General features: G+C 38.9%; 23 protein-coding genes, 1 tRNA gene and 1 other RNA gene. 22 read left to right on the forward strand and 3 right to left on the reverse strand.

The window, feature by feature from the left end:
- Window position 1: 1 nt before the first annotated feature.
- From R2R35_RS16610 to R2R35_RS16655, 10 genes are all read left to right on the forward strand, one after another.
- Window positions 2–985 carry an XkdQ/YqbQ family protein gene (locus R2R35_RS16610; protein ID WP_317730951.1) on the forward strand — a complete coding sequence of 328 codons (984 nt, stop codon included), beginning with the start codon at window positions 2–4 and terminating at the stop codon, window positions 983–985.
- A complete protein-coding gene (locus R2R35_RS16615; RefSeq protein ID WP_317730952.1) occupies window positions 975–1,241 on the forward strand; it encodes a DUF2577 domain-containing protein in 267 nt (88 codons plus the stop codon). The genes R2R35_RS16610 and R2R35_RS16615 overlap by 11 nt, the downstream gene beginning before the upstream one ends.
- A complete protein-coding gene (locus R2R35_RS16620) occupies window positions 1,234–1,623 on the forward strand; it encodes a DUF2634 domain-containing protein (RefSeq protein ID WP_317730953.1) in 390 nt (129 codons plus the stop codon). Before R2R35_RS16615 ends, R2R35_RS16620 begins: the two co-directional genes overlap by 8 nt.
- Window positions 1,623–2,678: a baseplate J/gp47 family protein gene (locus tag R2R35_RS16625; protein ID WP_317730954.1), complete on the forward strand. Its 1,056-nt coding sequence runs from the start codon at window positions 1,623–1,625 to the stop codon at window positions 2,676–2,678. The genes R2R35_RS16620 and R2R35_RS16625 overlap by 1 nt, the downstream gene beginning before the upstream one ends.
- Window positions 2,671–3,219, forward strand: a complete 549-nt coding sequence (locus R2R35_RS16630) for a putative phage tail protein (RefSeq protein WP_317730955.1) — start codon at window positions 2,671–2,673, stop codon at window positions 3,217–3,219. The genes R2R35_RS16625 and R2R35_RS16630 overlap by 8 nt, the downstream gene beginning before the upstream one ends.
- Window positions 3,219–5,312, forward strand: coding sequence for a hypothetical protein (locus tag R2R35_RS16635; RefSeq protein ID WP_317730956.1), 2,094 nt, complete (start codon window positions 3,219–3,221; stop codon window positions 5,310–5,312). Before R2R35_RS16630 ends, R2R35_RS16635 begins: the two co-directional genes overlap by 1 nt.
- Before the next feature lie 17 nt (window positions 5,313–5,329).
- Window positions 5,330–6,046 carry a hypothetical protein gene (locus tag R2R35_RS16640; protein WP_317730957.1) on the forward strand — a complete coding sequence of 239 codons (717 nt, stop codon included), beginning with the start codon at window positions 5,330–5,332 and terminating at the stop codon, window positions 6,044–6,046.
- 271 nt (window positions 6,047–6,317) lie between these two features.
- Window positions 6,318–6,629 carry a serine/threonine protein kinase gene (locus tag R2R35_RS16645; RefSeq protein WP_317730958.1) on the forward strand — a complete coding sequence of 104 codons (312 nt, stop codon included), beginning with the start codon at window positions 6,318–6,320 and terminating at the stop codon, window positions 6,627–6,629.
- Window positions 6,630–6,659: 30 nt separating this feature from the next.
- Window positions 6,660–6,947: a phage holin family protein gene (locus tag R2R35_RS16650; RefSeq protein WP_317730959.1), complete on the forward strand. Its 288-nt coding sequence runs from the start codon at window positions 6,660–6,662 to the stop codon at window positions 6,945–6,947.
- The gene (locus R2R35_RS16655; RefSeq protein WP_317730960.1) at window positions 6,937–7,650 is read left to right on the forward strand and encodes a glucosaminidase domain-containing protein; all 714 of its coding nucleotides are present in this window, start codon (window positions 6,937–6,939) and stop codon (window positions 7,648–7,650) included. Before R2R35_RS16650 ends, R2R35_RS16655 begins: the two co-directional genes overlap by 11 nt.
- Before the next feature lie 173 nt (window positions 7,651–7,823).
- Here the strand turns inward: R2R35_RS16655 and R2R35_RS16660 are convergent, their stop codons facing one another.
- The gene (locus R2R35_RS16660) at window positions 7,824–8,126 is read right to left on the reverse strand and encodes a hypothetical protein (protein WP_317730961.1); all 303 of its coding nucleotides are present in this window, start codon (window positions 8,124–8,126) and stop codon (window positions 7,824–7,826) included.
- Between the two features lie 210 nt (window positions 8,127–8,336).
- Between R2R35_RS16660 and R2R35_RS16665 the strand changes: the two genes are divergently transcribed.
- Window positions 8,337–9,410, forward strand: a complete 1,074-nt coding sequence (locus R2R35_RS16665) for a GNAT family N-acetyltransferase (protein WP_317730962.1) — start codon at window positions 8,337–8,339, stop codon at window positions 9,408–9,410.
- Between the two features lie 143 nt (window positions 9,411–9,553).
- Here R2R35_RS16665 and R2R35_RS16670 read toward each other — a convergent pair whose 3' ends face one another.
- Both R2R35_RS16670 and R2R35_RS16675 read right to left on the reverse strand, forming a co-directional pair.
- Window positions 9,554–10,234 carry a hypothetical protein gene (locus tag R2R35_RS16670; protein WP_317730963.1) on the reverse strand — a complete coding sequence of 227 codons (681 nt, stop codon included), beginning with the start codon at window positions 10,232–10,234 and terminating at the stop codon, window positions 9,554–9,556.
- A gap of 267 nt (window positions 10,235–10,501) precedes the next feature.
- Window positions 10,502–11,149, reverse strand: coding sequence for an epoxyqueuosine reductase QueH (locus tag R2R35_RS16675; protein ID WP_317730964.1), 648 nt, complete (start codon window positions 11,147–11,149; stop codon window positions 10,502–10,504).
- A gap of 192 nt (window positions 11,150–11,341) precedes the next feature.
- Between R2R35_RS16675 and R2R35_RS16680 the strand changes: the two genes are divergently transcribed.
- The 11 genes from R2R35_RS16680 to R2R35_RS16730 all read left to right on the forward strand — a co-directional run bounded on the left by R2R35_RS16680 (window position 11,342) and on the right by R2R35_RS16730 (window position 24,775).
- A tRNA-Pro gene (locus R2R35_RS16680) sits at window positions 11,342–11,416 on the forward strand.
- A gap of 581 nt (window positions 11,417–11,997) precedes the next feature.
- A complete protein-coding gene (locus R2R35_RS16685; RefSeq protein WP_317730965.1) occupies window positions 11,998–12,150 on the forward strand; it encodes an SDR family NAD(P)-dependent oxidoreductase in 153 nt (50 codons plus the stop codon).
- 216 nt (window positions 12,151–12,366) lie between these two features.
- Complete coding sequence (locus tag R2R35_RS16690; RefSeq protein WP_317730966.1) at window positions 12,367–13,413, forward strand: deoxyguanosinetriphosphate triphosphohydrolase; 1,047 nt, start codon at window positions 12,367–12,369, stop codon at window positions 13,411–13,413.
- Between the two features lie 149 nt (window positions 13,414–13,562).
- Window positions 13,563–15,347, forward strand: a complete 1,785-nt coding sequence (gene dnaG / locus R2R35_RS16695; RefSeq protein ID WP_317730967.1) for a DNA primase — start codon at window positions 13,563–13,565, stop codon at window positions 15,345–15,347.
- Between the two features lie 58 nt (window positions 15,348–15,405).
- The gene (rpoD, locus tag R2R35_RS16700; protein ID WP_317730968.1) at window positions 15,406–16,494 is read left to right on the forward strand and encodes an RNA polymerase sigma factor RpoD; all 1,089 of its coding nucleotides are present in this window, start codon (window positions 15,406–15,408) and stop codon (window positions 16,492–16,494) included.
- A gap of 513 nt (window positions 16,495–17,007) precedes the next feature.
- A complete protein-coding gene (locus R2R35_RS16705; RefSeq protein ID WP_317730969.1) occupies window positions 17,008–17,709 on the forward strand; it encodes a tRNA (adenine(22)-N(1))-methyltransferase in 702 nt (233 codons plus the stop codon).
- Between the two features lie 151 nt (window positions 17,710–17,860).
- On the forward strand, window positions 17,861–19,528 hold the full coding sequence (locus R2R35_RS16710) for a hypothetical protein (RefSeq protein ID WP_331670150.1): 1,668 nt from the start codon (window positions 17,861–17,863) through the stop codon (window positions 19,526–19,528).
- A gap of 103 nt (window positions 19,529–19,631) precedes the next feature.
- An RNA gene (rnpB, locus tag R2R35_RS16715) (RNase P RNA component class A) lies at window positions 19,632–20,015 on the forward strand.
- Window positions 20,016–20,245: 230 nt separating this feature from the next.
- Complete coding sequence (locus tag R2R35_RS16720; protein ID WP_033168345.1) at window positions 20,246–20,947, forward strand: response regulator transcription factor; 702 nt, start codon at window positions 20,246–20,248, stop codon at window positions 20,945–20,947.
- The gene (locus R2R35_RS16725; RefSeq protein WP_317730970.1) at window positions 20,937–22,169 is read left to right on the forward strand and encodes a sensor histidine kinase; all 1,233 of its coding nucleotides are present in this window, start codon (window positions 20,937–20,939) and stop codon (window positions 22,167–22,169) included. Before R2R35_RS16720 ends, R2R35_RS16725 begins: the two co-directional genes overlap by 11 nt.
- Window positions 22,166–24,775: a hypothetical protein gene (locus R2R35_RS16730; RefSeq protein ID WP_317730971.1), complete on the forward strand. Its 2,610-nt coding sequence runs from the start codon at window positions 22,166–22,168 to the stop codon at window positions 24,773–24,775. Before R2R35_RS16725 ends, R2R35_RS16730 begins: the two co-directional genes overlap by 4 nt.
- Window position 24,776: the final 1 nt, after the last annotated feature.

Consider the following 24,776-nt stretch of genomic DNA (forward strand, 5'->3'; position numbering starts at 1 on the left):
AATGCAATTATTTATTGAAAACAATAATAATTTATATTTTCCTTCTGTTCTGGATGGTGTTAAGTGGACAACGGAGAGAAAAGGTACACCAGGAGTTTTGACTTTTTCTGTTATAAAGGATGAAGCGCTTGCTTTTACAGAAGGGAATTCTATTTCATTTCAATATGATGATGAAAAAGTGTTTTATGGATTTGTATTTTCCAAGAAACGCACAAAGGCTAATATCATTGAAGTTACAGCATATGATCAGTTAAGGTATCTGAAGAATAAAGATACATACACCTATGAGAATAAAAAAGCCAGTGAGGTTATAAAGATGCTGGCAGCAGATTTCAAGCTTCAGGTAGGAGAGATCGAGGATACGCAATATGTCATACCTTCCAGGGATGAAGATAACCAGACTCTCTTTGATATCATAAATACGGCACTTACCTTAACTACGACTGCCAAAGGCTTGTTATATACCATGTATGATGATCATGGAAAATTGACCTTAAAAAGCATGGAAAATATGACATTAGATATCTTGATCTGCAATGAAAGCGGAGAGGATTTTGACTACAGTTCCAGTATTGATACGAACACATATAACCGAATCAAAATAGTCTATAATAGTGATTCCTTAGGAAACCGAGAGGTGTTTGTAGAGCAAAGTGATGAGAATGTTGATAAGTGGGGGGTTTTACAATACTATGAATCAATCAGTGGTGATTCTAATACCAGTATTGAGCAAATAAAAGCTTCAACAAGAAAGAAAGCTACTACACTGCTTCATTTCTACAATACAAAAACTAGAAGCTTATCCTTTAAAAATCTGTTTGGAGATACCAGGGTAAGAGCGGGATCAAGAGTTTATGTTAATATGAACCTGGGGGATATCGTTCTTAAGGATTATATGCTTGTCAACCGAGTAACACATACTTACAACAAAGACAGTCATTTTATGGACCTGGATTTATTAGGAGGTGGTATCTATGGCCAGTGAGGGATTAATACCGCTGCTTAAGAGGGTAGCGTTAGAAGCAGTCGATGCGAGTAAACCAACAGTTGTACTTTATGGGACGGTAAGCGGCATCAACCCGCTAACCATTTATCTGGAGCAAAAACGTACTATAACAAGGGGATTTTTGGTGGTTACGGATAAGGTAAAGAACCTGGTGGTTGGTGATAAAGTAGTTATGATTCGCATGCAGGGTGGGCAGAAGTATATCATAATGGATAAGGTGGTGTCGGATGGCTGATTTTGAATACACAGAAGTTGAGGTGGTAGAGCAACCCAGTAAAACTTACCGGCTTGACTTAGCGAATAATAGAATGCTAGGTAAAGTAGATGGATTGGAAGCAATCAAGCAGGCAATCTATTTAAGGCTTAGTACTGAGAGAGAGGATTATCTAATCTATAGCGAGGATTATGGGATACAGCTTGAAGATCTGGTTGGTGAACCTGATGCCTATGTGCTGCCTACCTTACAGAGAAGAATAGCAGAAGCGCTGTTGCGGGATGAGAGGGTACTTGGAGTTGATGATTTTTACTTTACGGAGGAAAAGGGAAGCGTAACTGCGGCCTTTACCGTTCGTACTGATTGGGGGGATATAGTGATGGAAAAGGAGGTGGATTACTGATGTATGAAGCAAATACTTATGATGCCATTCTCGAACGAATGCTGGAACAGATCCCGGATTCTATTGATAAAAGAGAAGGAAGTATCATCTTTGATGCCTTGGCACCGGTAGCAGTGGAGCTGACACAGACCTACATAGAAATGGATGCAATCTTAAATGAAGCTTTCGCGGACACAGCGTCCAGAGAATATCTGATTAAGAGGGCAGCTGAAAGAGGTCTTGCACCTTCTGCTGCAACCTATACAGTTGCGAAAGGCGAATTTAATATGGATCTAGCTGTTGGTGACAGGTTTAGCTGCGGAGATTATAATTATGCCGCATCGGAAAAGATATCAACCGGTATATGGAAACTGACCTGTGAAACTCCAGGAAGTACACCAAATGGCAATCTTGGCATGCTGATACCCATTGACTACATAGATGGACTGACAACGGCTGCTTTGACTGAAATATTGATACCAGGTGAAGACGAAGAGGAAACCGAAGATTTCAGAAGCAGATACTTTGCAACTCTTTCGACCAAATCTTTTGGCGGGAACAAAGCGGATTATATCGAAAAAGTAAACGCTGTTTCCGGTGTTGGCGGAGTAAAAGTGTATCCTGTGTGGAATGGCGGAGGAACAGTAAAACTGGTAATCATTAATTCGGATTATGGGAAAGCAACAACAACCTTAATTGATACTGTGCAGACAATGGTTGACCCGACTATAAATAGAGGCGGGGGCAACGGTCTTGCACCGATTGGTCATATAGTAACGGTTGAGACTGTTACAGAGACCAAAGTCAATCTTACGTTTAACATAACATATCAGGAGGGGTACTCCTTTCATGAAGTAGAGAGCTATATCACCGGAGTAATCGATAATTATTTCTTAGAACTGTGTAAAACCTGGGATGATAATGACAGCTTGATTATACGTATCTCTCAGTTGGAGTCAAGGTTACTGAATGTTACAGGAGTTGTTGATGTTACAGGTACAACCATTAATGGAGAGGCATCTAATCTGGTTTTATCCGCTGATGCTATTCCGGTAAGGGGGACGGTAATTGGATAGGGAGATAAATCTGATAGAGTACCTTCCCGGTGTACTGAGAGAAATAAAAGAATTCAAAGCTCTTTCAGCAGCGGAAAATGCAGAGGTCATCGGGCTGTGGGAAGAACTTGAAAATGTACTGGATGACCAGTTTGTTAATGAGTCTACATTAAACGGGGTTAAGAGATGGGAACGTATCTTAGGGATAAAAGCACTTGATACGGATACATTGAGTGACCGAAAATTCAGGATATTGACCAGGTTGAATGAGCAGCTTCCGTATACTTATACTAACCTGGAAGCACAATTGAATCTTTTGTGTGGGAGAGATGGGTATAAGCTTATTTTAGACAGTAGTGCATATGCTTTGACTGTTAAAGTGGCTTTAACTGCCAAGAAAAAATATGCTGAGGTTGGTAACCTGCTTGATCGGGTGGTGCCGTGTAATATTGTAATAACATTATTACTATTATATAACCAGCATAGTACACTGAATCAATATACACACATTAAGTTAAGCCAATATAAACACAGTGAAGTAAGAGAGGAGGTCTTGAATTAATGGATGAAACAACTAATTTTAAACTAAAGAAACCAGCATCAGAGGACTACTATAATGTGCAGGACTTCAATGATAATATGGACATTTTAGATGAAAAAGTAAAAAAAGCCTTAGATAAAGATATCTTTAATCAGCTAACTGTTGGGACACGGGAAAGTGGAGTGATAGGAGATAACAGTACTTCCATTGGACAAAATAATTTGGTGTCTGGTACTTTCTCTGTGGCAGAAGGTTATGGGAACAAAGCGGTTGCTTCTAGCAGTCACGCTGAGGGGTCGTTTTCATTGGCGGCAGGAAGTGGAGCTCATTCAGAGGGGTATTATACACAAGCCTTGGGACAGTATTCTCATGCTGAAAATACAAATAATATCGCTGCTACTGAAAATACACACGTTGAAGGAAAAAGTAATTTAGCTTCTTTTGGTACGCTGTATATGATTACGGGTTATGATAATGCAGCAAAAAAATTGACATTAGACAGTGTGTCCGGTTTGGCGGTCGGTGATAAAATCGATATTCAAGCAACGGATTTAAAAGGTTTTTCAGCGATATCAATAAATGCAATTGATACAACTACAAAGACAATAACACTGGATACTTCACTTGATATCACATCGAGTTGGAAATACTGTGTTAAGAGGTCAACTGTAACAGCTGCACCTATACATGCCGAGGGAAGTAATAATATTGCCGTTGGAGCCAATAGCCATGTAGAGGGAAGTAGTAATGTTGCATCTGGAAGTTCAGCTCATGCAGAAGGCAGTAATTCAAAAGCTACAGGTGTTTCATCGCATGCGGAAGGGGGGAGTTCATCAGCCGAGGGTTCATATTCTCATTCCGAAGGTGCTAGTACAAAAGCCATAGGTAATTATTCACACGCCGAGGGTGATCAATCTGTTGCCACCGGAATAACTTCACATGCGGAAGGAAACTTAACAAATGCTATTGGAATAGGTTCACATGCTGAGGGAATAGAAACCAATGCTACTGGACAAACATCACATGCTGAGGGATGGAGAACAAGATCACTCGGGATAACGTCACACGCAGAGGGTAGTGAATCTATAGTAGCATCTGATTATGGTCATGCAGAAGGTGTTTGGAATCTTGTATCTGTTGGATATGTAACAAATATTACGTCATTTGATAATGAAGCTAAGACGATTACTGTAGCTGATTCTAGTAGTGTAGTTGTTGGTTCATCTATAGATATAAAACGATCAGATAAGTTATCATTGTTTAATGTATTAGTTACTATGAAATCTGGACTTGTTCTGACATTAAGTACAACAGCAACTATAGATAGTTCATGGCAGTATGCTATAAATCGAGGTGTATATACTGGGGGATTTCCAGCACATGCTGAAGGACAAAATAATCTTGCGGGTGGATTATATTCTCATGCAGAGGGTGGTTCTACGGTTGCTGGTGGAAATTATTCTCACGCAGAGGGAAATCTAACAGTTGCATGGGGTTCATATTCACATTCTGAAGGAATTGCTACGAGAGCAGGAGCAAACGCATCTCATACAGAGGGTGATAGAACGACAGCAAATGGTATATCTTCACATGCTGGAGGTACTTTAAGCACAGCAAGTGCATTGAATTCGTTTGTTCATGGTTCTTTTCTAAAAGCGAATGGGAACGAGCAAGCTGTATTTGGACGATGCAATGAGCCAAACTCAACTGATTTATTTCAAATAGGAAATGGTACATCCGATAGTGCAAGAAAGAATGCACTTAGAGTTGCTAGTGATGGAGCATTGATTCCAACTGCGATTACTGGAAACTTAACGTTGAATGGTGCATACGTAGTTTCTGCTGGTGCGGGCAATTATTACAGAGTGATAGCTGGTACTTGTCATGTTCACTTAGAGTTTGATTTTCTTGCGTCTGCTCCAACCACCAATGTACTTTTTATGGGACTTCCAAAACCTGTTGGTGGTACTATTAATATGGTTATTCCTATGTGGTGGGGGAATAGCAGTATTGTGTATTTACACGTTAGCACTGCAGATGGATTTCTTTATTCTGGAGCGCCAACACCTAGTTCTGGACGTTTTGCATATAATTTTTCATATCCAGTAGTATAAAATTATAGGGGGTTGTTATGAAACTAATATTAAAAACCGGAGAAGAACTGCAAATAAATAGCATTTTTATGCTAGCGGAAAATAGGTTAAGTATTTCATTTGGAAGTATCGAAAGCTTTGATGAACTAAAAGCTAAATTAACAGGAACAGCCACTGAGGAATTAAAGGCTTATATTACAGATGATACTTATTCAGTATATGAAGACTATACAATTATGGTAAATCCATCTACAGTGACACGGACGTCAGACGGTACACTCGATGTAGTTATTATCTTAGAAAAAGAAGATGAACTATCAAAAATGAAAAAGACAATAGCTACATTAAATCCAGTTATCAATCTTGATACATGTACTCTGGATGAACTGAAAGTCTACCAGATCGCTAAGAGCAAGAAGGCACTTGAAATCTACCTTGAGGCTAATCCTATCACTTCTGATTGTCACGGTGGGATAGAAAAGAAGTATTCAATCACAAAAGAAAAGCAATCCTTACTTACCCAAGAAATTGCTATAGTACAAATGGCGATACAGGCAGGTATAGAATATCAGCCGAGCTGGAATGCAGCTGATGAACCCCTTACGTATGATTGGACATTGGAAGAACTTAAACAATTGGCATTCGAAGTAGTTACCTTAGTAAAACCTCTAGTTCGTCACCAACAGACAATTGAATCTAATATTAATGCTGCACAGACCAAAGAAGATGTCTTAGCAGAATCAATAGAGTATTAAAAGAGAGCCATGAGGAAAGTAATCGTGGTTCTTTTTTGATGATATCGGGGTTAATTTATTATGTTGTAAAATTCTTTCGAGGGGCTATTCACAGGGTGTCTGGGATTGTTACCAGATGCCCTAAACTTTATAAGGAATATAACATGCTCATACTGAACTATGTTTTTCTTATCCCTTTCTGTATTTCGGATGGCTTCAGACTACATACAATACTGATTTAAAGATAGGAGAAGAGAAACTGCATAACAAAATTTATAATGGAGGGGATTTATTGGATATTACAACAATTCTAGTAGCAGCTAGCATTCCAAGCGCAATTACCGGATTCTGTTTCTGGTGGATTGAACGAAGAATGATTAAGCGGGAAGAAACTTTTACGGAGAAGGAAACAGCAAGAGAAAAGAACACAGTTTTATTAATAAAAAGTGTAGGAGCTGCAATTGCTCTGGGAGAAGCAACAGCCACTGCTTTAAAAAACGGACACAGCAACGGAGAAACCGAGACAGCTCTTAAGTTTGCAAGAGAAATCAAACATGAACAGGAAGATTTCTTAACGGAGCAGAGTATTAAAAATTTGTATTAAAATGTGAACATGAAAGAGAGGCGATACTTTATGGATTTAGATTTTTTGTTACAATACATAAACCTGATAACCCTTGGCATTTGCTTATGTATTGGCTACGCCTTCAAAAAGATAGACAAATTTAACAACCAGTATATCCCCGCAGTAATGCTTTTATTAGGTACTATCATTAATATACTGGTTAATATCCCTAATATAAACATGGCAGTCATACTTGGTGGTATGATTAGTGGTCTGGCAAGTACAGGACTTTATGAAGCTATGAGAAACCTGCTTGAAAAAGATGGAAAGAAGGAGGACTCCGATAATGACGAATAAGGAACTGATTACGCAGCTTGGAATTGCTGCAGTAAAGTTCTATCCCCAATACAAAATTTTACCCAGCATGACAATTGCCCAGGCAATTCTGGAATCAAATTGGGGGAAATCCGGCCTTGCGAAAGATTGCCACAACTACTTTGGCATGAAATGGACGAATACATGCGGTACCTCCTTCAAGGAGTATTCCACCCAAGAACAGAAAGAGGATAAGACCTGGTATACAGTAAAGGCAAGGTTCCGAAAGTATGCCAATGTCTCGGAAGGCATTCTGGGATATTATGAGTTTCTCAATTACACCAGATATAGGAATTTGAAAGGAGTAACGGATTACCGTGAATCTTGTATCCTTATAAAAGAAGATGGCTGGGCAACAGATGTATCTTATACGTCCAAACTAATCAGGCTAATACGGGATAATGAGTTATGGAAATATGATCTCCAGGTAATTTATACAAAACCACCTACAGGTACAATAAATCCGGATTCGAACTTCTTATCCATTGTATGGCTGCAATACAGGCTTAATATATGCCTGGCAGGGATAAAAGCTTATGTTCCGCTGATAGTGGATGGAGATTACGGAACCAAGACGAGAGCAGCAGTGTTATTATACTGGAAACAGTTAAAATGGAAACCTGCTACCGGTTGGGGTGTGGGGATAAATACCAAAACAGCACTGGTAAATGAAAGAAGAGTATAAGATGCTAATTAGAGTAGAGGCAATAAGGATAACACACAGGTTTAGTATGTAAAGAAGGAGCATCACTTTTTCGCGAATAATAAGCTATCGATTGAAGCTCCTTGTCTGAAGTATATTTTATCGTATATCAGTGTTAATTTCTAATTGGAGACTCTAATTGATGTAAGCATCAACTAATCAGTGCCAGTAATCTCAATAATCTTCTGACGCAGCAAGGATATAATATATTTTTCTGCATGTTCAGCAATATGATGAACGGAACAATCTAAACATTTCTCATAGATTTCACCAAAAGCCGCTTTAAAATAGAGTTCTCTTTCATCTATTGTTATGCTGAAAGAGTAACTTCCGCTGTTATGTTTTACAACAGATAACAATTCAGTATCATTATTAATCAGGCTGTCCAGATAATCCTTTACCGTCTGATATCTGATCAATTCATCATTTACCTTTGAAGTAATTGCATGTTTTGCCATAAATAAATTCTCCCTTCATGTAACCTCTTATTTTCATAATTTATATCATAAAGTAAAATGCATAGCAATAAGACAAATTGCTTACGAAATCTCTATCATACAAAATAACTATACTCATAAATTCCTTTGAAGTACAGAAACCTACATATTATAATAGCACTAATACGAATCGGAAGTATTGTATAATACGAATATCACAAGGGAGAGATTATGTTTAAACTACAGAGCAGGGAGTATAGTAAGGTTATACCTTTCATCAAATCTAAAAACGAATTATCTGTATTTGCGGTCCTTCATAATATCATGCCAGGTGAAGTTTATGTTAATAGCCTGGAAAAACCAACGGCTGTATTAATACAGACCAGTGAGTGCAACCTGGTTGCAGGAGATATAACGGATGCTGGATTTAATTCAAGGATAGTGGAGGAACTGGATTTCTGGGATCAGCTGACCCCTGATACCCCGGAATGGAGCGATATTATACCCTCCATACACAAGAACCCGTATATCAGAAAATATAAAAGACGCAGATATATTCTGTCTCGCGATACTTATAAAGAAGGTACTGCAATACTAAAAGAAGGCTTTGTATTAGAAAAAATAGATGTAAATGTAATGAAGCAAAGCGGTTATGAAAATGCAGAAAAACTTCTTAATTGGGTAGAGGAATGGGGCAGTATTCAGAATTTTGAAAAGTATGGTACAGGGTATTACATTTACAAGGATAACGTAATTGTAAGCTGGTCTGTTAGTGACTGTAGCTTCGAGAAGGCAATTGCTATAGGTATCAATACGGATGAAAGATATCGAAAAAACGGATTGGCTAAAATTGTAGTGTCTGCAACGATTAAGGATTGTTTTGCAAAAGGATATGAAAAAATTGAATGGTTATGTGTTGAAACAAATAAGGGATCAAGAGCCTTAGCCGAAACCTTGGGCTTTCAATTCAAAAATGAATATTATTCTTATACTTCCTATCCTCCTATTGAAAATTTATATGATTTGACAGAGGCAGAGTGGTGTGAATGGGGTATCTATTTAGAAGAAGCATCAAAATCTCAGAATGAATTATGGGTGGAGTGTCTGAACTGCTATCTGAAATCCAATAACATTAAAAAGACAATAGCATATCTGACAGCCATGAAGCAGAAGGGTGTAAAAATAGACTATAACAGAGTAAAGGAATTTATATGCTACCTGCAAGCCAATGGTCTGGGAGCAAATTTTAATTCTCGGGAATGGACTGATTTTTTTGAGAAGACCAGGCCGCTTAACTATGATTAGAAGCAGCTGAGCAAATTTCTACTTTGTTAAGACTTTGCTGCAAATGGAAGAAATTAAGGATAAAAATTAAGGATAAAACTTAAAATAAGGTTTCATAGAAGAAAGTAGAATCGTCACACTACAGCTGTAGTGTAACGATTCTACTATTGTATTAAGTCAGATGAATTGGAAGTTGAAATAGTCTCTCCTGTCTCCGCATTTATATAGGTTACCGTTATGTCATCTGACCCGGAACCATTAAAAATATTATACATTCCACCAAACATATAAAACATAAGATATGTGAAAGATTCACCCATATCTAAGTCTTTAGAGTTTGTTGTGACTATAAATTCCGTATATGCATCATTTGCTTTTACTTCTGTAATATTAGGATATTCTTCAGAGCCAATCATTTCCTTCATAGCGTCATTAATTGCAGCAGCGATTTTAGTCATCAGTGATTGGTGCTGTTCCTTTGACATAACATAGGTGGCGCTGCCATCGTCATTTAAGGTTATGGATTTGTAACCTTCCATCTCACGGATTTGATCAAGCTCGTCCTGTGTTTTGCCTTCAACATAAGTTGCAGGTATGGTAAGCTCTACTTCAGAAGCTCCTTTCTCTACACTTACATTGCCTAAATTTTCAAGCTCAGATGTGGTACCTTCTTCTGTGTCTTTCTCTTCGCCTGTTTTATCGGAGCTTTCGGTATTTTGAGCAGTAGCATTTATTCCGCTGGAATTTTTAGAGCTATTGTCAATACTGTTTGGATTGGTATTTTTACCACAGGCAGACAGTATTAAGGCTGTTGATAATAAAAACATAAAAAGTATTTTTTTCATAAATTTCTCCCTTTATTTAATCAGTTATTACTGGATTATCTGCCTGAATCAGTTATGGAAAAATAGAATTACCATAACCCATGGTTTTTCGGAAACCAATAAAACCATGAAATGGTGCATATGTATATTCAGTGTATAATAAATACACGTAGTATCCTAAACATGATAATCTACATAGATATTGACATGTAATGATGTCATAAAGCATTTGCAGAATTATAAAGGGATATTCTTCATTACAGTTAATTGTAAACAATAACTTAAAACTTATTCATTGTCTTTTAACTCGTGTTCTTCTCTGGAACGAATCATAGAGTAAACACAACCGCAGTAATCCTGTCTGTATAAATCAAACTCCTTTGATAATTCAATGGAGCGCTTATAACCATTTTTTTTCTTGAAATCCGAGCGGAGATATACAGCTCCGTATTCGGCAGCTACAGCTTCACCGATAGAATTTAGCTTGGCTGCATTTTTGTGGGGGCTGATCGTGAGGGTAGTGGTAAAGTAATCAAATCCATTTTCCTTTGCACATTTGGCTGCTTCTCTGAGACGGAGTTCATAGCAGCCGAAACATCTTTCGCCACCTTCGGGCTGGTTTTCCTTGCCTTTGGCAATTTTATAGAAAAGTTCCGGTTCATAACTGCCCTCCAGGAAAGAAATGGGATGTTTTACAGGCAGAGCATTAATCAGTCGCTTCTGTTCTTCTACTCTGCGGTCATATTCCTCTTTTATGGAGATATTAGGATTATAATAATATATGGTGATACGAAAATACTCTGACAGGTATTCCAGACAATAACTGCTGCAGGGTGCGCAGCAGCTGTGGAGCAGAAGAGTGGGGGTACTGCCTTGTGCGGTTATATTTGATAGAGTTTTTTCCAACTCTTTTTGATAATTTATAATGTTTTCCAATGATATCCTCCGTTTTCACCTAAATCTGTATGTCTTTGGCAGTTTTTAGGGCTTTTTTTTGTACTTAATAATAATTTTTAAATTTTTTTAAAAAATATGAAAATTCTACTTGATTTTTTCTCTAGAATATTATATTATAATATTGTTGTGAGACGCAAGAGCAAAATAAAAAAGCTGATCATCAACAAATATCGAGGCGTGGCTCAGCTTGGCTAGAGCGCTGTGTTAGGGACGCAGAGGTCGCAAGTTCAAATCTTGTCGCCTCGATTTTTTATTTAAAGCGGTATATAATAAGAAGCAGTAGGATTGAAGATGTATTTTAATCCTGCTGCTTCTTTCTTTGTACCAAGTATGTTATAGCTATAGTATGCCATTTGTGCAGAATTTAGTCTTATCCAGGGAGAGTCTGAAAACTCATGGTGTGAGGCTTAACACTGTGCTTTGTGGGATATGTTTTGACGCTTTTACCAAGGACAAATTATGTGGAGTGGTGTTACACTTTCATAATTGTTAAGCATGAATATTGCAAAGAGGAGACTTCTAAACAATATTGTGACTTTTAAGGCATGAGAGTTAATTGACATGAATTAGATACAAAAGATTTGCATATATGTTTAATATTTGGAAAAGAAGAAAAACGTATAAAGGCAGGGGAGTTTAAGACTTTTATGTGGACGAAAATATAAATTTATAAGTCATTATAAATAACAGTATTTAACCAAAAATTTAGAAAGCTGGAAGCTAATCTGCTATCAACCTTATGTACAGATAGCTATAGTATAATAACTTCAAACAATTTATTCAGTTAAATAAATTTAGTAAAAATATGAGATAAGGTGCAGGCATAAATGGATTTCACAGACAAAGTAGTTTTTATAACCGGAGGTGCCAAAGGAATTGGAAGGAGCATGGCAGAGCATTTTCAGGCAGCAGGAGCCAAAACAGCAATTATGGACAGACTTACAGCGAATACATCAAATCCAAATCCTCCTGACTTTTAGGGAGATTTAAAAGCAGAACAGGATATTCAGCTCTTTGTGGCAGAAGTGCTTAAATGGTATGGTAAAATTGATTGATTTATCATAAGGACAAAGGCTGGGAATATAAGGATTAAGAACGACCGTAAAAGCAAAATTTTGAAAATAAAAAAAGGAAACAGGAAGTTTTGGTGGAATATTATTAATATAAGCATTAATCTGAAAGAAAGGAGAACAGGTATGGAAGAAGCAGAAATAGAAAAAATGGCAAAGACATTAAGCATGCGTGAAAAGCTGGAACAAAGAGAACATCAGTTTTTGAGTAAATATGCCTCCTTTAGTGATAATTCTATGGGCAGGGATGTGTATGAGGACCCTTGTGATCTAAGGCCAATTTATCAAAGGGACAGAGACCGGATTCTTCATTCCAAAGCCTTTCGACGATTAAAGCATAAAACACAGGTATTTCTTGCTCCGGAAGGGGATCATTACAGGACGAGACTTACCCATACCCTTGAGGTATCCCAAAATGCAAGAACCATTGCCAGAGCCTTAAGACTGAATGAGGATCTGACGGAAGCAATAGCATTAGGACATGATCTGGGACATACACCCTTTGGCCATGCCGGGGAGAGAGCATTGAATTCCATCTGCCCGGAAGGGTTTGAACATCATCTGCAGAGTATACGTGTCGTTGAACTTCTGGAGAATCACGGCAGAGGGCTCAATTTGACGAAAGAAGTCAGAGACGGCATTGTTAATCATCAGACCAATGGAGTGCCTAAAACGCTTGAAGGAAAAATAGTCAGATTATCTGATAAAATAGCTTATATAAATCATGATATTGATGATGCTATCAGAGGACATATTATTTCCGAAGAAGATATTCCCACGGAATTTACAGATGTTCTCGGTCACAGTTCCAGAGAGCGGTTAAACCGTATAATTCATGATATTGTAAGCTGCAGTGAGGACAAGGATGATATCTTAATGTCACCCGAAATAGAAAAAGCTATGTTTGGTATGAGAAAGTACATGTTTTACAGTGTATATACCAATCCAAAAGCCAAAGGGGAAGAGCAAAAGGCAGAGACTATGTTAAAGTATCTGTTTGAATATTACAGTAAGAATTTTGAACTTCTGCCCGAGGAGTACTTTAATATGATTAAAATGAAAGAGGAAAAAGAAGCCAGAGCGGTCTGCGATTACATAGCAGGGATGACGGACCGTTATGCTGTGGCTAAATTTAATGAGATTGCGATACCTCGTTTCTGGAGTGTATATTAAATTAAGAGATATAAAAATGATAGAAGTCAAATCCTTTAAAATCTCTCCTGACAGATACCATAATTAGTAAACAGGATTACAAGAAATCAAGTTACAAAGAAGCAAATATAAGATAGATAGATTTACATTTAAAAGGAAAAGGAGAAGACATGTTTTATCCGGAAGAACTGGTAGAAGAAGTAAGACAGAAGAATGATATAGTAGATGTAATCAGTTCCTATGTGAAATTACAGCGGAAAGGCAGCAGCCATATGGGACTGTGCCCCTTTCACAGTGAGAAATCTCCTTCCTTTAGCGTCAGTGTCTCGAAACAGATGTATCACTGCTTTGGCTGCGGTGTAGGAGGCAATGTATTTACCTTTATTATGGAGTATGAGAACTATACCTTTGTAGAAGCTCTAAAGTATCTGGCGGGCAGAGTCGGAGTAACACTGCCGGAAGCTGAAATCAGTGAAGAAGCCAGACGCCAGGCAGGCTTAAAGGCCAGACTGTTGGAAATAAACAAAGAAGCCGCCAAGTATTATTACTTTCAATTAAAATCTCAAAGAGGACAAGCTGCCATGGATTATCTGGTAAACCGGCAGTTATCGGAGGATACCATAAAGAAATTCGGACTTGGATACTCCAACCAGACAGCAGATGATATTTACAAGTATTTAAAACATTTGGGTTATGAGGATGAGGTTTTAAGAGAGTCAGGACTTGTAAGCTTTGATGAGAAACACAAGGTATACGACAAATTCTGGAACAGAGTCATGTTTCCCATTATGGATGCAAATAACCGGGTTATCGGATTTGGCGGACGTGTAATGGGGGATGGACTTCCCAAGTATTTGAATTCACCGGAGACCAAACTCTTTGATAAGAGCAGAAACCTGTATGGTCTGAATTTTGCACGAACCTCAAGAAAATCAAATTTTCTTATCTGTGAAGGTTATATGGATGTTATTGCACTTCATCAGGCTGGGTTTACCAATGCAGTGGCATCACTTGGAACTGCATTTACGGGGTTACAGGCGAACCTTATCAAGCGATATACCGGAGAAGTGCTGTTAACGTATGACAGTGATGCGGCTGGTACCAAGGCGGCCTTAAGAGCAATACCCATCCTGAAAGAAGCGGGCTTAACGGTAAAGGTCATTGATATGAAGCCGTATAAAGACCCGGATGAATTTATCAAAGCCCTGGGTGCCGAGGAGTTCCAAAAGCGTATAGAAACGGCCAAAAATTCCTTTCTCTTTGAAGTGGAAGTAACCGAACGGGATTTTGACATGAATGACCCGGAGCAGAAGACAAAATTCTTTAATGAAACAGCAAAGAAAATGCTGCAGTTTACCGAGGAAATCGAGAGAAATATTTATATAGAGGCTGTATCAGCCAAATATGGAATCGGTTTTGACAATTTACGCAAGCTGGTGAATAGTTACGGTGCCAGACTTGGTACCGGCGACAGCTATAAACCAAAAGAGCATACCATGAGGGATAGAAATAAGAACCTGCCCATGGAAGGAATGCGGCAGTCCCAAAGGATACTGTTAACCTGGCTTATAGATGATCTGAGGCTCTTTGAAAAAATCAAGGGTATTATTACTCCCAGGGATTTTACAGAAGATTTGTACAAACAGGCTGCCGAGCTTTTGTTTGATCAATATGAGAAGGAGGGCAAGGTTACACCTGCCAAGATCCTCAATCATTTTGAAAGCAAAGAAGAGCAAAAGGAAGCAGCGGCTCTGTTTAGTCTGGAGCTAAGCAGTGAAATGGGCAGCAAGGAAAAAGAAAAGGCTCTAAATGAAACCGTACAAAGAATCAAGAAGAACAGCCTTGACAAGCAGAGTAAGGAGGCCATTGAGCAAAATGATATCCAGACCCTTCAGGGTATCATAAAGGAACAGACGGGTTTACAGAAATTGCATATTTCCCTGGACTGTGGTTAAAATACTAGTAATTAAGCTGAATTTTCATACTGGAATGAGCAAGGAGGATGGATAAATAATGGATGAGAATATGGTTAAATTCACTGAAAAGTTAAAAGAACTTCTGGTATTTGCCAAGAAGAAAAAGAATGTTCTTGAATTTCAGGAAATAAATGATTTTTTTGCTGATTTTGAACTGGATTCCGTTATGATTGAAAGAATCTATGAATTCCTGGAATTAAATAATGTGGATGTGCTTCGCATGACGGAGGAAGAGGATATCCTGATAGAAGAGGAAGAGGATATAGAAGAGATAGACTTTTCCATACCGGAGGGAATCGCCATAGATGACCCTGTAAGAATGTACTTAAAAGAAATCGGAAAGGTTCCTCTCTTAAGTGCCGATGAAGAAATTGAATTGGCACGAAGAATGAAGGTGGGGGACACAGATGCCAAGAAAAGACTGGCGGAAGCCAATCTGAGACTGGTGGTAAGTATTGCAAAACGTTATGTAGGAAGAGGTATGATGTTTCTTGACCTCATTCAGGAAGGAAATTTAGGACTTATAAAAGCAGTTGAGAAATTTGATTATACAAAAGGATTTAAATTCAGTACCTATGCTACCTGGTGGATCAGACAAGCTATTACCAGAGCCATTGCGGATCAGGCCAGAACCATTCGTATACCGGTGCATATGGTGGAGACAATTAATAAACTGATAAGAGTACAGAGACAGTTACTTCAGGAGCTGGGGAGAGAACCAACGCCGGAGGAAGTATCGGAAGAAATGAATGTACCCGTTGACCGGGTGCGTGAAATTCAAAAGATCAGCCAGGAGCCAGTATCTCTTGAGACACCCATCGGTGAAGAAGAAGACAGCCATCTGGGAGATTTTATTCAGGATGACAATGTTCCGGTACCTGCGGATGCAGCAGCCTTTACCTTGTTAAAGGAACAGCTCTTTGATGTACTTGGCACCCTTACGGACAGAGAGCAGAAGGTGTTAAGACTGCGGTTCGGACTGGACGATGGCAGAGCCAGGACCTTGGAGGAAGTGGGGAAGGAATTCAATGTTACAAGAGAAAGAATCCGACAAATCGAAGCCAAGGCACTACGCAAATTAAGACATCCCAGCAGAAGCCGTAAGTTAAAGGATTATCTGGAATAAAAAGTTTATAATAAAAGCAGTGTAGATAAGATAACTTGTATTTTTGTCCGAAGCGTTTCTTTGTACAGCAAGCACGAAATTATGAATGTGCAATAGTAAGAAAAGCACGATTATATGTGAAAGAAAGTACTGTTTAACATGAGAAGGAAATATAGGTGTAAATGAAAAAAGTATAAGTGTACACCAGAATATAGCACAAGTGTGCATGGCTAGAAATACAAGTGTGCATGGCTAGAAATACAAGTGTGCATGACTAGAAATACAAGTCTGCATGATAGAAATACAAGTCTACATGAGTAGAAATACAAGTCTACAAGAGAAGAAAGTACAAGTGTGTCTGAGCAGAAATATAAGTCTTACATGAGAAAATAGCACAAGTTAATATTTGAAGAATGTAAAAGTGAAATGAGAAGAAAGTACAAGTCTGACATTATACCAAGGCACAAGTGTGGCTGAGAGAAAGTACTGTAACAAAAGTACGGAAAGAATACAACAAAAGATTCAGGAGACAGCATGCAATTATCATTACGTTTAAAAACTGTTGCAGATTCTGTTACAGCAGGAAACAGGGTTGCAGATGTAGGATGCGACCACGCCTACATAGCCATACATCTGGCAGAGAATAACATAGCACCCAGGGTGGTTGCCATGGATGTTAATAAAGGACCTTTAAGCAAAGCCAGAGAAAATATTGAGACCAGAGGTCTGAAAGACAGAATAGAAACAAGGTTATCCGACGGACTTGCCAGGTTAAACCCCGGTGAAGCGGATACAGTTGTTATCGCCGGTATGGGTGGAGCCTTGATGGTTCGGATATTAACAGAAGGTGAGTCAGCTTTAAAAGAAGTTAAGGAGTTGATTCTGCAGCCTCAATCAGAGGTTTTTCTGGTACGCAGACATCTTCATGCTAATGGGTATAGAATTGAGTCTGAAAAAATGGTAAAAGAGGAGGATAAATACTATATCATTATAAAAGCACAAAAAGATTCGGCAGAGGAAACCTATGAGCACGAGCTGTTTTATGTATATGGAAAGCAGCTGCTTGAGAGCGGCAGCCCTTTGGTGGAGGAATATCTGCGGAGGGAAGAACGATTAAAAGAACAGGTAGAAGAATCATTAAGGGGTACAGATACCGCCGGAAGCAATAAAAGACTGGAAGAGATCCAAAGGGATCTTGCCTTGATACATGCAGCTCTTGATTATTTTAAAAATTAAGGTGCTTACGTAAAAGAAGCTGAATATATTAAACATAGATAATTCACTTTGTATGCAGGACTGATTTGCATACAAAGTGATATTTTCCTTGTATCATACAGACAATTTATGTCTGCAGCCAAGGATTGCAGTCTGTGAGAAAGGCATGGTTATGAATATGGATGAATACGTAAAAGTTGAGATAGATGGAGTTATAAAGGAATATCTGAAAGGAACGAGCCTTTTAGAAATCAGCGGTGAATATATACCAAAGGACGGCGGCGACTTTATTCTTGCCCTTGTTAACAATAAACTGAGAGAGTTAACAAAAAAGGTACAAAAGGACTGTAAGCTTCGTTTTGTGACTACCGGAGAGGATGCGGGGCACAAAACCTATACCAGAGGAATGATACTGGTATTTATGAAAGCCATTTACAGTATCGTGGGAAAAGAAAATATCGACAAGGTATATGTGGAATACTCTCTGAAAGAGGGAATCTATTGCCAGCCCGTCATGAATATACCTGTCACAAAAGAGTTGGCAGATAAGATTAAGTTGAAAATGAGCAGTTATATAGAGAAAGACCTTCCCTTTGTAAAGAAAACCATCGGAACAGATGATGCGATTGAGCTTTTCAAATCTTATGCGATGTATGACAAAGAAAAACTATTCCGTTACAGACGTGTTTCAAAGACAAATATCTACAATTTGGAAGGCTTTGAGGATTATTATTACGGATATATGCCGCCAAACACTGGTATGCTTCAGTGGTTTGACCTGATTCAAAAGGATGAAGGGCTGATACTTATTATGCCGGATAAAAAGAAACCAAGACAGCTTCAGCCTTTTGTATTTCCTGAAAAATTATATCAGACCCTGAAAGAATCAAATGAATGGGCACAGACAATGGAAATTGATACCGTTGGAGCCTTAAATGAAGCAATCGTAGCCGGTAATCTTAACGAACTGATCCTGACCCAGGAAATGTTCCAGGAAATGAAAATTGGTGAAATCGCTGCCATGATAAAAGAATCCGGCAAGAAGTTAGTTATGATAGCAGGCCCCTCCTCCTCCGGTAAGACCACTTTTTCCCACCGGTTATCCATTCAGCTAAAGACCCATGGATTGGTTCCGCACCCTATTGGCGTGGACGATTATTTTGTGGAAAGAGATCTGACACCCTTGGATGAAGACGGAAAACCGAACTACGAGGCGCTGGAAGCGATTGATACGGAGAGTTTTAACCGTGATATGTCAGCACTGTTAGAAGGAAAGACCGTGGAACTTCCAAGTTTTAACTTCCTGACCGGGCACAGAGAATACAAGGGGAATTATAAAACCCTCGGACCTCATGATATACTGGTAATTGAAGGAATACACGGACTTAATGACAAGCTTTCTTACAGTCTGCCAAAAGAAAGCAAGTTTAAAATTTATATCAGCGCTCTGACGGCATTAAATATTGATGAGCATAATCGTATACCCACCACTGATTTGCGTCTTCTCAGAAGAATGGTGAGAGATGCAAGAACCAGAGGAGCAGACGGTACTAAGACTATCAGTATGTGGCCTTCTGTAAGAAGAGGAGAAGAACAGAATATCTTTCCTTATCAGGAGGAAGCGGATGTTATGTTCAATTCTGCCTTGATTTACGAACTTGCTATTTTAAAATCCTATGCGGAACCTGTACTATTTGGTGTTTCAAGGGAATCAGAGGAATATATGGAAGCCAAACGTATGTTGAAATTCCTGGATTACTTTTTAGGAGTCAACAGCGATGTGGTGCCAAAACATTCTATATTAAAGGAATTTATTGGTGGAAGCTGCTTTAAGGTATGATGCAGAGTGAAATAAAGCAGATAGTATTCTTTATGAGCCTGCAAAAAGTAGGATGAAAAAACTCCTTTACAATCTATTTGTTGCGTGTTAAAATTAAAAATTGTGAGTAGCACAGATGGTCGCGCCTATAAGTTGCCGAAAGGCCATAGGTGAGGAAAGTCCGAGCTTCATAGGGCAGAGTGCCGGATAACGTCCGGTGGAGGCGACTCTAAGGAAAGTGCAATAGAAATATACCGCCGGGATTTCCCGGTAAGGGTGGAATGGTGGGGTAAGAGCCCACCGCCTGGGTGGTAACACACAGGGCATATGTAAACCCCACTCGAAGCAAGACCGAATGAAAAGCGATACGGCGGCCCGTCGTGCTTTTGGGTAGGTCGCAGCTGATAAGACCAGGTTTTCCTGGTGCTTACGGTGAGCCACATGGTAACATGGGGCAAAGATAGATGACCATTTGATACAGAACTCGGCTTATAGTGCTGCTCATACAGCTGGTGTAGAATAGTTCCTATGTGACTATTTTGCAGCAGCTTATTTTAGTTTTAAGAAAAAAGTAAAGACTTTTACATATAAACTATGATAGAGTGAACATAGAAATGGAATAGTAAGTCTATAGTATAAAGCGATAGAAAATGAAGTCCTGGAACATATCCATAGAAAAAAGACCATGCAATCATAAGGGGCTCAAATAGTATAAGATTCAAAGAAAGGAAAATCAGAATGGAACAGACAAGCATTTTAGTTGTGGATGACGACAGAGAAATTGCTGAACTGGTGGAAATACATTTAATCGGAGACGGTTATCAGGTTTTTAAAGCGTTTAATGCAAAAGAAGGTTATGATATCTTAAAAAAAGAAGATATCAAATTGATTATATTAGATATCATGATGCCCGGAACTGATGGGCTCAGTATGTGTAAGACAATAAGGGAGACCAGTACCATACCTATTATAATGCTAAGTGCCAAGTCGGCTGATCTGGATAAGATTATAGGACTTGGAACCGGCGCGGATGATTATGTTATCAAACCTTTTAATCCCCTGGAGCTTACGGCCAGGGTGAAATCCCAGCTCAGGCGGTTTACAAAGTTCAACCCCAGTTCTCACGAAGACAAAGCTGACAAGGAAATAGCCATTAATCATCTGGTAATCAACAAAGAGGATCACAGAGTAGTTTCATATGGCAGGGATGTTAAACTGACACCTATTGAATTTGATATATTGTATCTTTTGGCAAGCAATCCGGGCAGAGTTTTTTCCACCGATGAAATCTTTGAAAGAGTGTGGAATGAAAAGATGTATGAGGCAAATAATACAGTAATGGTGCATATCAGAAGACTCAGGGAAAAGATTGAGATGGATTCCAGAAATGCGCAAATAATCAAAACAGTATGGGGAGTAGGATACAAAATTGAAAAATAGTATTTTTAAGAGCTTTCGTTTTGAAATAGTCCTGTATAGTCTGTTAAGTCTGGTGTATGCGCTGTTAACAGAGGCGGTTATATTTTTTGGTATATACATCGTTTATTATATGACAGGCGGAAAAACAGATGTCCCCGGTGACCTTCAAGGCGGAGCTTCCCTCGGCAGCAACAGCAATTTAATACAGAATAACAGCTTGTACAACAGATATACGGCAGAGCAAATAAGTCCCACCCTGGAGGGCGGAGCTACCAAAGGTATGATTGCTATGGTAACTGTAATTGCAATAGCAATAGGAATCATACTGTTTATGGGATATTTCTTACTGCTTACCAGAAAATTCGCGGTGTATATCGAGAGAATAGCAGGCGGTATCACAGCAATCTCCTCGGGTAATTTTGACACCAGAATAACCATAGACAACGATGATGAATTTGCATTGATAGCAGACCGTATCAATCAGATGGGCGGAGACATCCGTCGTATTATAGAGAACGAGAGAAAGAGCGAAAATACGAAGAATCAATTAATTACAAGTGTTGCCCATGATCTGCGGACACCGCTTACTTCCATAATAGGATACCTGGATTTGGTACAGGGTGAGAATAACATTAATATGGAGGTTAAGAAACACTATGTAGAGATTGCTTACACCAAGTCAAAGCGGCTGGAGAAACTTATAGAGGATCTATTTGCTTATACAAAATTCAGTTCCGGTGAAGTAACTCTGGAAGCAGGTCCTATAGATATGGTCAAATTTGTGGAGCAGCTGGCGGAGGAATTTTATCCGAGCTTTCAGGAAAGTAATCTGCAATATGAATTCAGAGCCAATACACCTTCGGTTTCCGTCTGGGGAGATGGTAATCTTTTAGCCAGAGCTTTTGCTAACCTCATTGATAATGCCATTAAGTATGGAAAGGATGGCAAAAGTGTTCAGATTGAGATTCTGGAGCACCTGGATACGGTACAAATATCGGTAATTAATTACGGGAAGTTAATTCCGGAAAAGGATATTGAAGCAATATTTGAACGTTTTTACCGGCTGGAGGAGTCGAGATCCAGTGAAACGGGGGGGACCGGTCTGGGGCTTGCAATTGTAAAGAACATCATCGTCATGCATGGCGGCAGTATCAGTGCACGTAGTGACCATGACGGGACAGTGTTTATGATTATACTGCCAAAAGCTGATATACTGCCTAAAACGGAAGAGGTGAAAGGATGACAGGCAGAAAGGTAATACTGGCATTTTTGATAAGTCTGTTACTGATATGTATTTTTGTGTCGCCTCAGAATGCTGCAGGAGCGAACGAAGAGGATGGACAGCTCTTAACAAATGATAAATACAACATTAGTATGTCTGTAAAGTATGGTTTTGACAATAAGGTGAAATATGGCCGGTATGCTCTTGTGTCAGGAGAAATTGAAAATAGCGGAGAAAAGTCTTTTACGGGAGTTTTTCAGATTATGGTTCCAAAATCCACTGATAATGCCTTGTATCAGGAAGAAGTAACGATCAGGCCGGGAGAAACCAAAAAGGTATCGCTGGCACTTCCTATAGTAGATGACACAGGTTATCTTCAGGTAAAATTATGGAACAAAAAGGTCGCCGTTCTGGAACATACCTATCAGCTTACTTTTGGTAATTATGATAAGCTGGTTTATGCAGGCGTGCTGACCGAAGAGAGAGAAAATCTTGCTTATCTGGATCGATTGAATCTGAAGACGTTTTATCTGACGGAGGATACCTTATCCGATAATCCGCTGGGACTTGACCTGCTTGATGTACTGATCATCAACAACTTTCAGGTTTCAAAGCTTCGTACGGAACAGGTTCAGGCAATCACCACCTGGGTAAATAATGGGGGGACCCTTGTTCTGGGTGCAGGTAAATATAACAAGGAAGTAAGTGAGGTGTTTAAGAACTTTCAGGTATCTTTTGGCAACGAGACGGACACTGAGAATATAAGCATGCTCTCAAAGGAAGATGATCTAAAAGGTTTAAAGCAACACCTACTGGATTGTCAGAAGAGCAGAAGAATGTTCTTATTGGAATTATCAGAGCGAAACCAACGGCTGATTTCTTCTGGAAATAAGAAAAATCTGACTGAAATAATAACAGGGTTGGATTTGGAATATAGAAAGAGGGAATTGTCGGAGGAAAAGATTTCAGGTTTACGAAAATCTGTTGCAGAAAAGCAGATTACAACCATTGGGTTAGACGGAGGAAGGAGCCTGGTACAAGAAGCTGGCAAAGACTTGCTGCTGTACTCAAAAGTTAACAGCGGCAGAGTTCAGCTCTTTGCCTTTGATTTAGGGCTGACAGCGGAAAAAGAATCCATTGCCTTGTCCATTATAAGCCTGATAACGCAGCATATAAGCGAAGACAACACTCTTCAGCTGGATAATGAGTATTATGGCTGGTATATGACAGATGGATTGATGAACTCGATTGCATCCGCAAAAGAAAAAATAGTTCCGGCCACCTATAAATATTTTATTATCATTGCACTTTACCTGTTGATAAGCGGCCCTGTTACCTACTTTTATCTCAAAAAGAAAAAGAAGCAGGGGATGGGACTGATCGTTGTATCGGTCCTGGTAGTTGTATTCACCCTAATAATTTATGCGGCGGGGACAAAGACACGTATTACAAAACCCTATGCCGAATATTTAAGAGTTCTGGATTATACGGATGCCGGTATGGACAAAATTAATCTATCCCTGACAATGCCAAATAACTATGATTACACGTTGAATCTTACCAGGAGATTTAACCTGGTGGAAATGACCAATGCAAATCCATATATTACAGAAAGCCGTTTGGGGACGAAAGCGGATTTTAACAATGCAGATAAGATTATACGTTACGAAAGCGAAGGTGTAAAACTGACGGTAACAGATAATCCGGCATTTACTCCGGTGTACTTTCAGGGAATCTTTCAAACAACGAAAGAGGGAGGGGGTATTACCGGACAGCTGACCCATACCGGCAGCGGAATAGATGGTAGCATTAAAAATGATAACGATTATGACATCAGCAATGCCATATTAATATGTGATGGAAGATTAATCGATATCGGTTATCTGAAAAAAGGTCAGGAGCTTTCTTTAAAGAATGAGAAGGGGACATATCTGCTGTCCATTGATGATTTATACAGTACTTCTTTAATTAAAGGGATGACAGAGTTGTCGGAAGAAGGAAAAGACGGGAATGAAAATACCAGGCTGAATCAGCTGATATCTCTTATGGTGGAATATAATTTTACACAGGGAGAATATTCTAATTGTATTATCGGTCTAAAAGAAAACGGACAGAAAAACAATCAGACTGCAAAAGAAGGTGATCAGCTGCTGTCCCAAATATCTTCTATTATGCAGCTGGAAGGCACAACCCTTGTTAAACTGCCTGTTAAGGTGGATAACCATCTGGCGGATAAGGAGTATGTGTATACCATAGACAATAATATTCAGGCCGAGGGCATGAAAATGAATGAGTATTATGCTGGCAGATATATGACAAATGACAGCATCATTCATACCTATCAGTTCCCAGCGGAGGAGAAAATCATTAATTTCAGTTTTCCAAAAGCACAGAATCAGAAGGTTTTAAGTAAATATACCCAGAATTTTGGAGGAAGTGTATTCTTTTTGAATGTAGAGACGGGAAGATATGAAGAAGTATTTAACGGCACCTATGATATAGATATCAAAGCATCAGATTATCTTACAGCAGATAATATTTTAACCGTACGCTACAGACAGGAATCTTCTTTACAGGAGTATCAGGTAGTCTTACCTCATATATCCTATTGGAAGGAGGCTGATTAAA

Origin of the sequence: Anaerocolumna sp. AGMB13020 (assembly GCF_033100115.1) — a bacterium.
Taxonomy (GTDB): domain Bacteria; phylum Bacillota; class Clostridia; order Lachnospirales; family Lachnospiraceae; genus Anaerocolumna.

Excerpts from the sequence above, each read along its gene's own strand:
- R2R35_RS16660 (WP_317730961.1), bottom strand. The coding sequence starts at position 8,126 with ATGGCAAAACATGCAATTACTTCAAAGGTAAATGATGAATTGATCAGA.
- R2R35_RS16730 (WP_317730971.1), top strand. The coding sequence starts at position 22,166 with ATGACAGGCAGAAAGGTAATACTGGCATTTTTGATAAGTCTGTTACTG.
- R2R35_RS16635 (WP_317730956.1), top strand. The coding sequence starts at position 3,219 with ATGGATGAAACAACTAATTTTAAACTAAAGAAACCAGCATCAGAGGAC.
- dnaG (WP_317730967.1), top strand. The coding sequence starts at position 13,563 with ATGTTTTATCCGGAAGAACTGGTAGAAGAAGTAAGACAGAAGAATGAT.
- R2R35_RS16650 (WP_317730959.1), top strand. The coding sequence starts at position 6,660 with ATGGATTTAGATTTTTTGTTACAATACATAAACCTGATAACCCTTGGC.
- R2R35_RS16610 (WP_317730951.1), top strand. The coding sequence starts at position 2 with ATGCAATTATTTATTGAAAACAATAATAATTTATATTTTCCTTCTGTT.
- R2R35_RS16625 (WP_317730954.1), top strand. The coding sequence starts at position 1,623 with ATGTATGAAGCAAATACTTATGATGCCATTCTCGAACGAATGCTGGAA.
- R2R35_RS16690 (WP_317730966.1), top strand. The coding sequence starts at position 12,367 with ATGGAAGAAGCAGAAATAGAAAAAATGGCAAAGACATTAAGCATGCGT.
- rpoD (WP_317730968.1), top strand. The coding sequence starts at position 15,406 with ATGGATGAGAATATGGTTAAATTCACTGAAAAGTTAAAAGAACTTCTG.
- R2R35_RS16655 (WP_317730960.1), top strand. The coding sequence starts at position 6,937 with ATGACGAATAAGGAACTGATTACGCAGCTTGGAATTGCTGCAGTAAAG.
- R2R35_RS16615 (WP_317730952.1), top strand. The coding sequence starts at position 975 with ATGGCCAGTGAGGGATTAATACCGCTGCTTAAGAGGGTAGCGTTAGAA.
- R2R35_RS16620 (WP_317730953.1), top strand. The coding sequence starts at position 1,234 with ATGGCTGATTTTGAATACACAGAAGTTGAGGTGGTAGAGCAACCCAGT.
- R2R35_RS16670 (WP_317730963.1), bottom strand. The coding sequence starts at position 10,234 with ATGAAAAAAATACTTTTTATGTTTTTATTATCAACAGCCTTAATACTG.
- R2R35_RS16685 (WP_317730965.1), top strand. The coding sequence starts at position 11,998 with ATGGATTTCACAGACAAAGTAGTTTTTATAACCGGAGGTGCCAAAGGA.
- R2R35_RS16720 (WP_033168345.1), top strand. The coding sequence starts at position 20,246 with ATGGAACAGACAAGCATTTTAGTTGTGGATGACGACAGAGAAATTGCT.
- R2R35_RS16640 (WP_317730957.1), top strand. The coding sequence starts at position 5,330 with ATGAAACTAATATTAAAAACCGGAGAAGAACTGCAAATAAATAGCATT.
- R2R35_RS16710 (WP_331670150.1), top strand. The coding sequence starts at position 17,861 with ATGAATATGGATGAATACGTAAAAGTTGAGATAGATGGAGTTATAAAG.
- R2R35_RS16665 (WP_317730962.1), top strand. The coding sequence starts at position 8,337 with ATGTTTAAACTACAGAGCAGGGAGTATAGTAAGGTTATACCTTTCATC.
- R2R35_RS16705 (WP_317730969.1), top strand. The coding sequence starts at position 17,008 with ATGCAATTATCATTACGTTTAAAAACTGTTGCAGATTCTGTTACAGCA.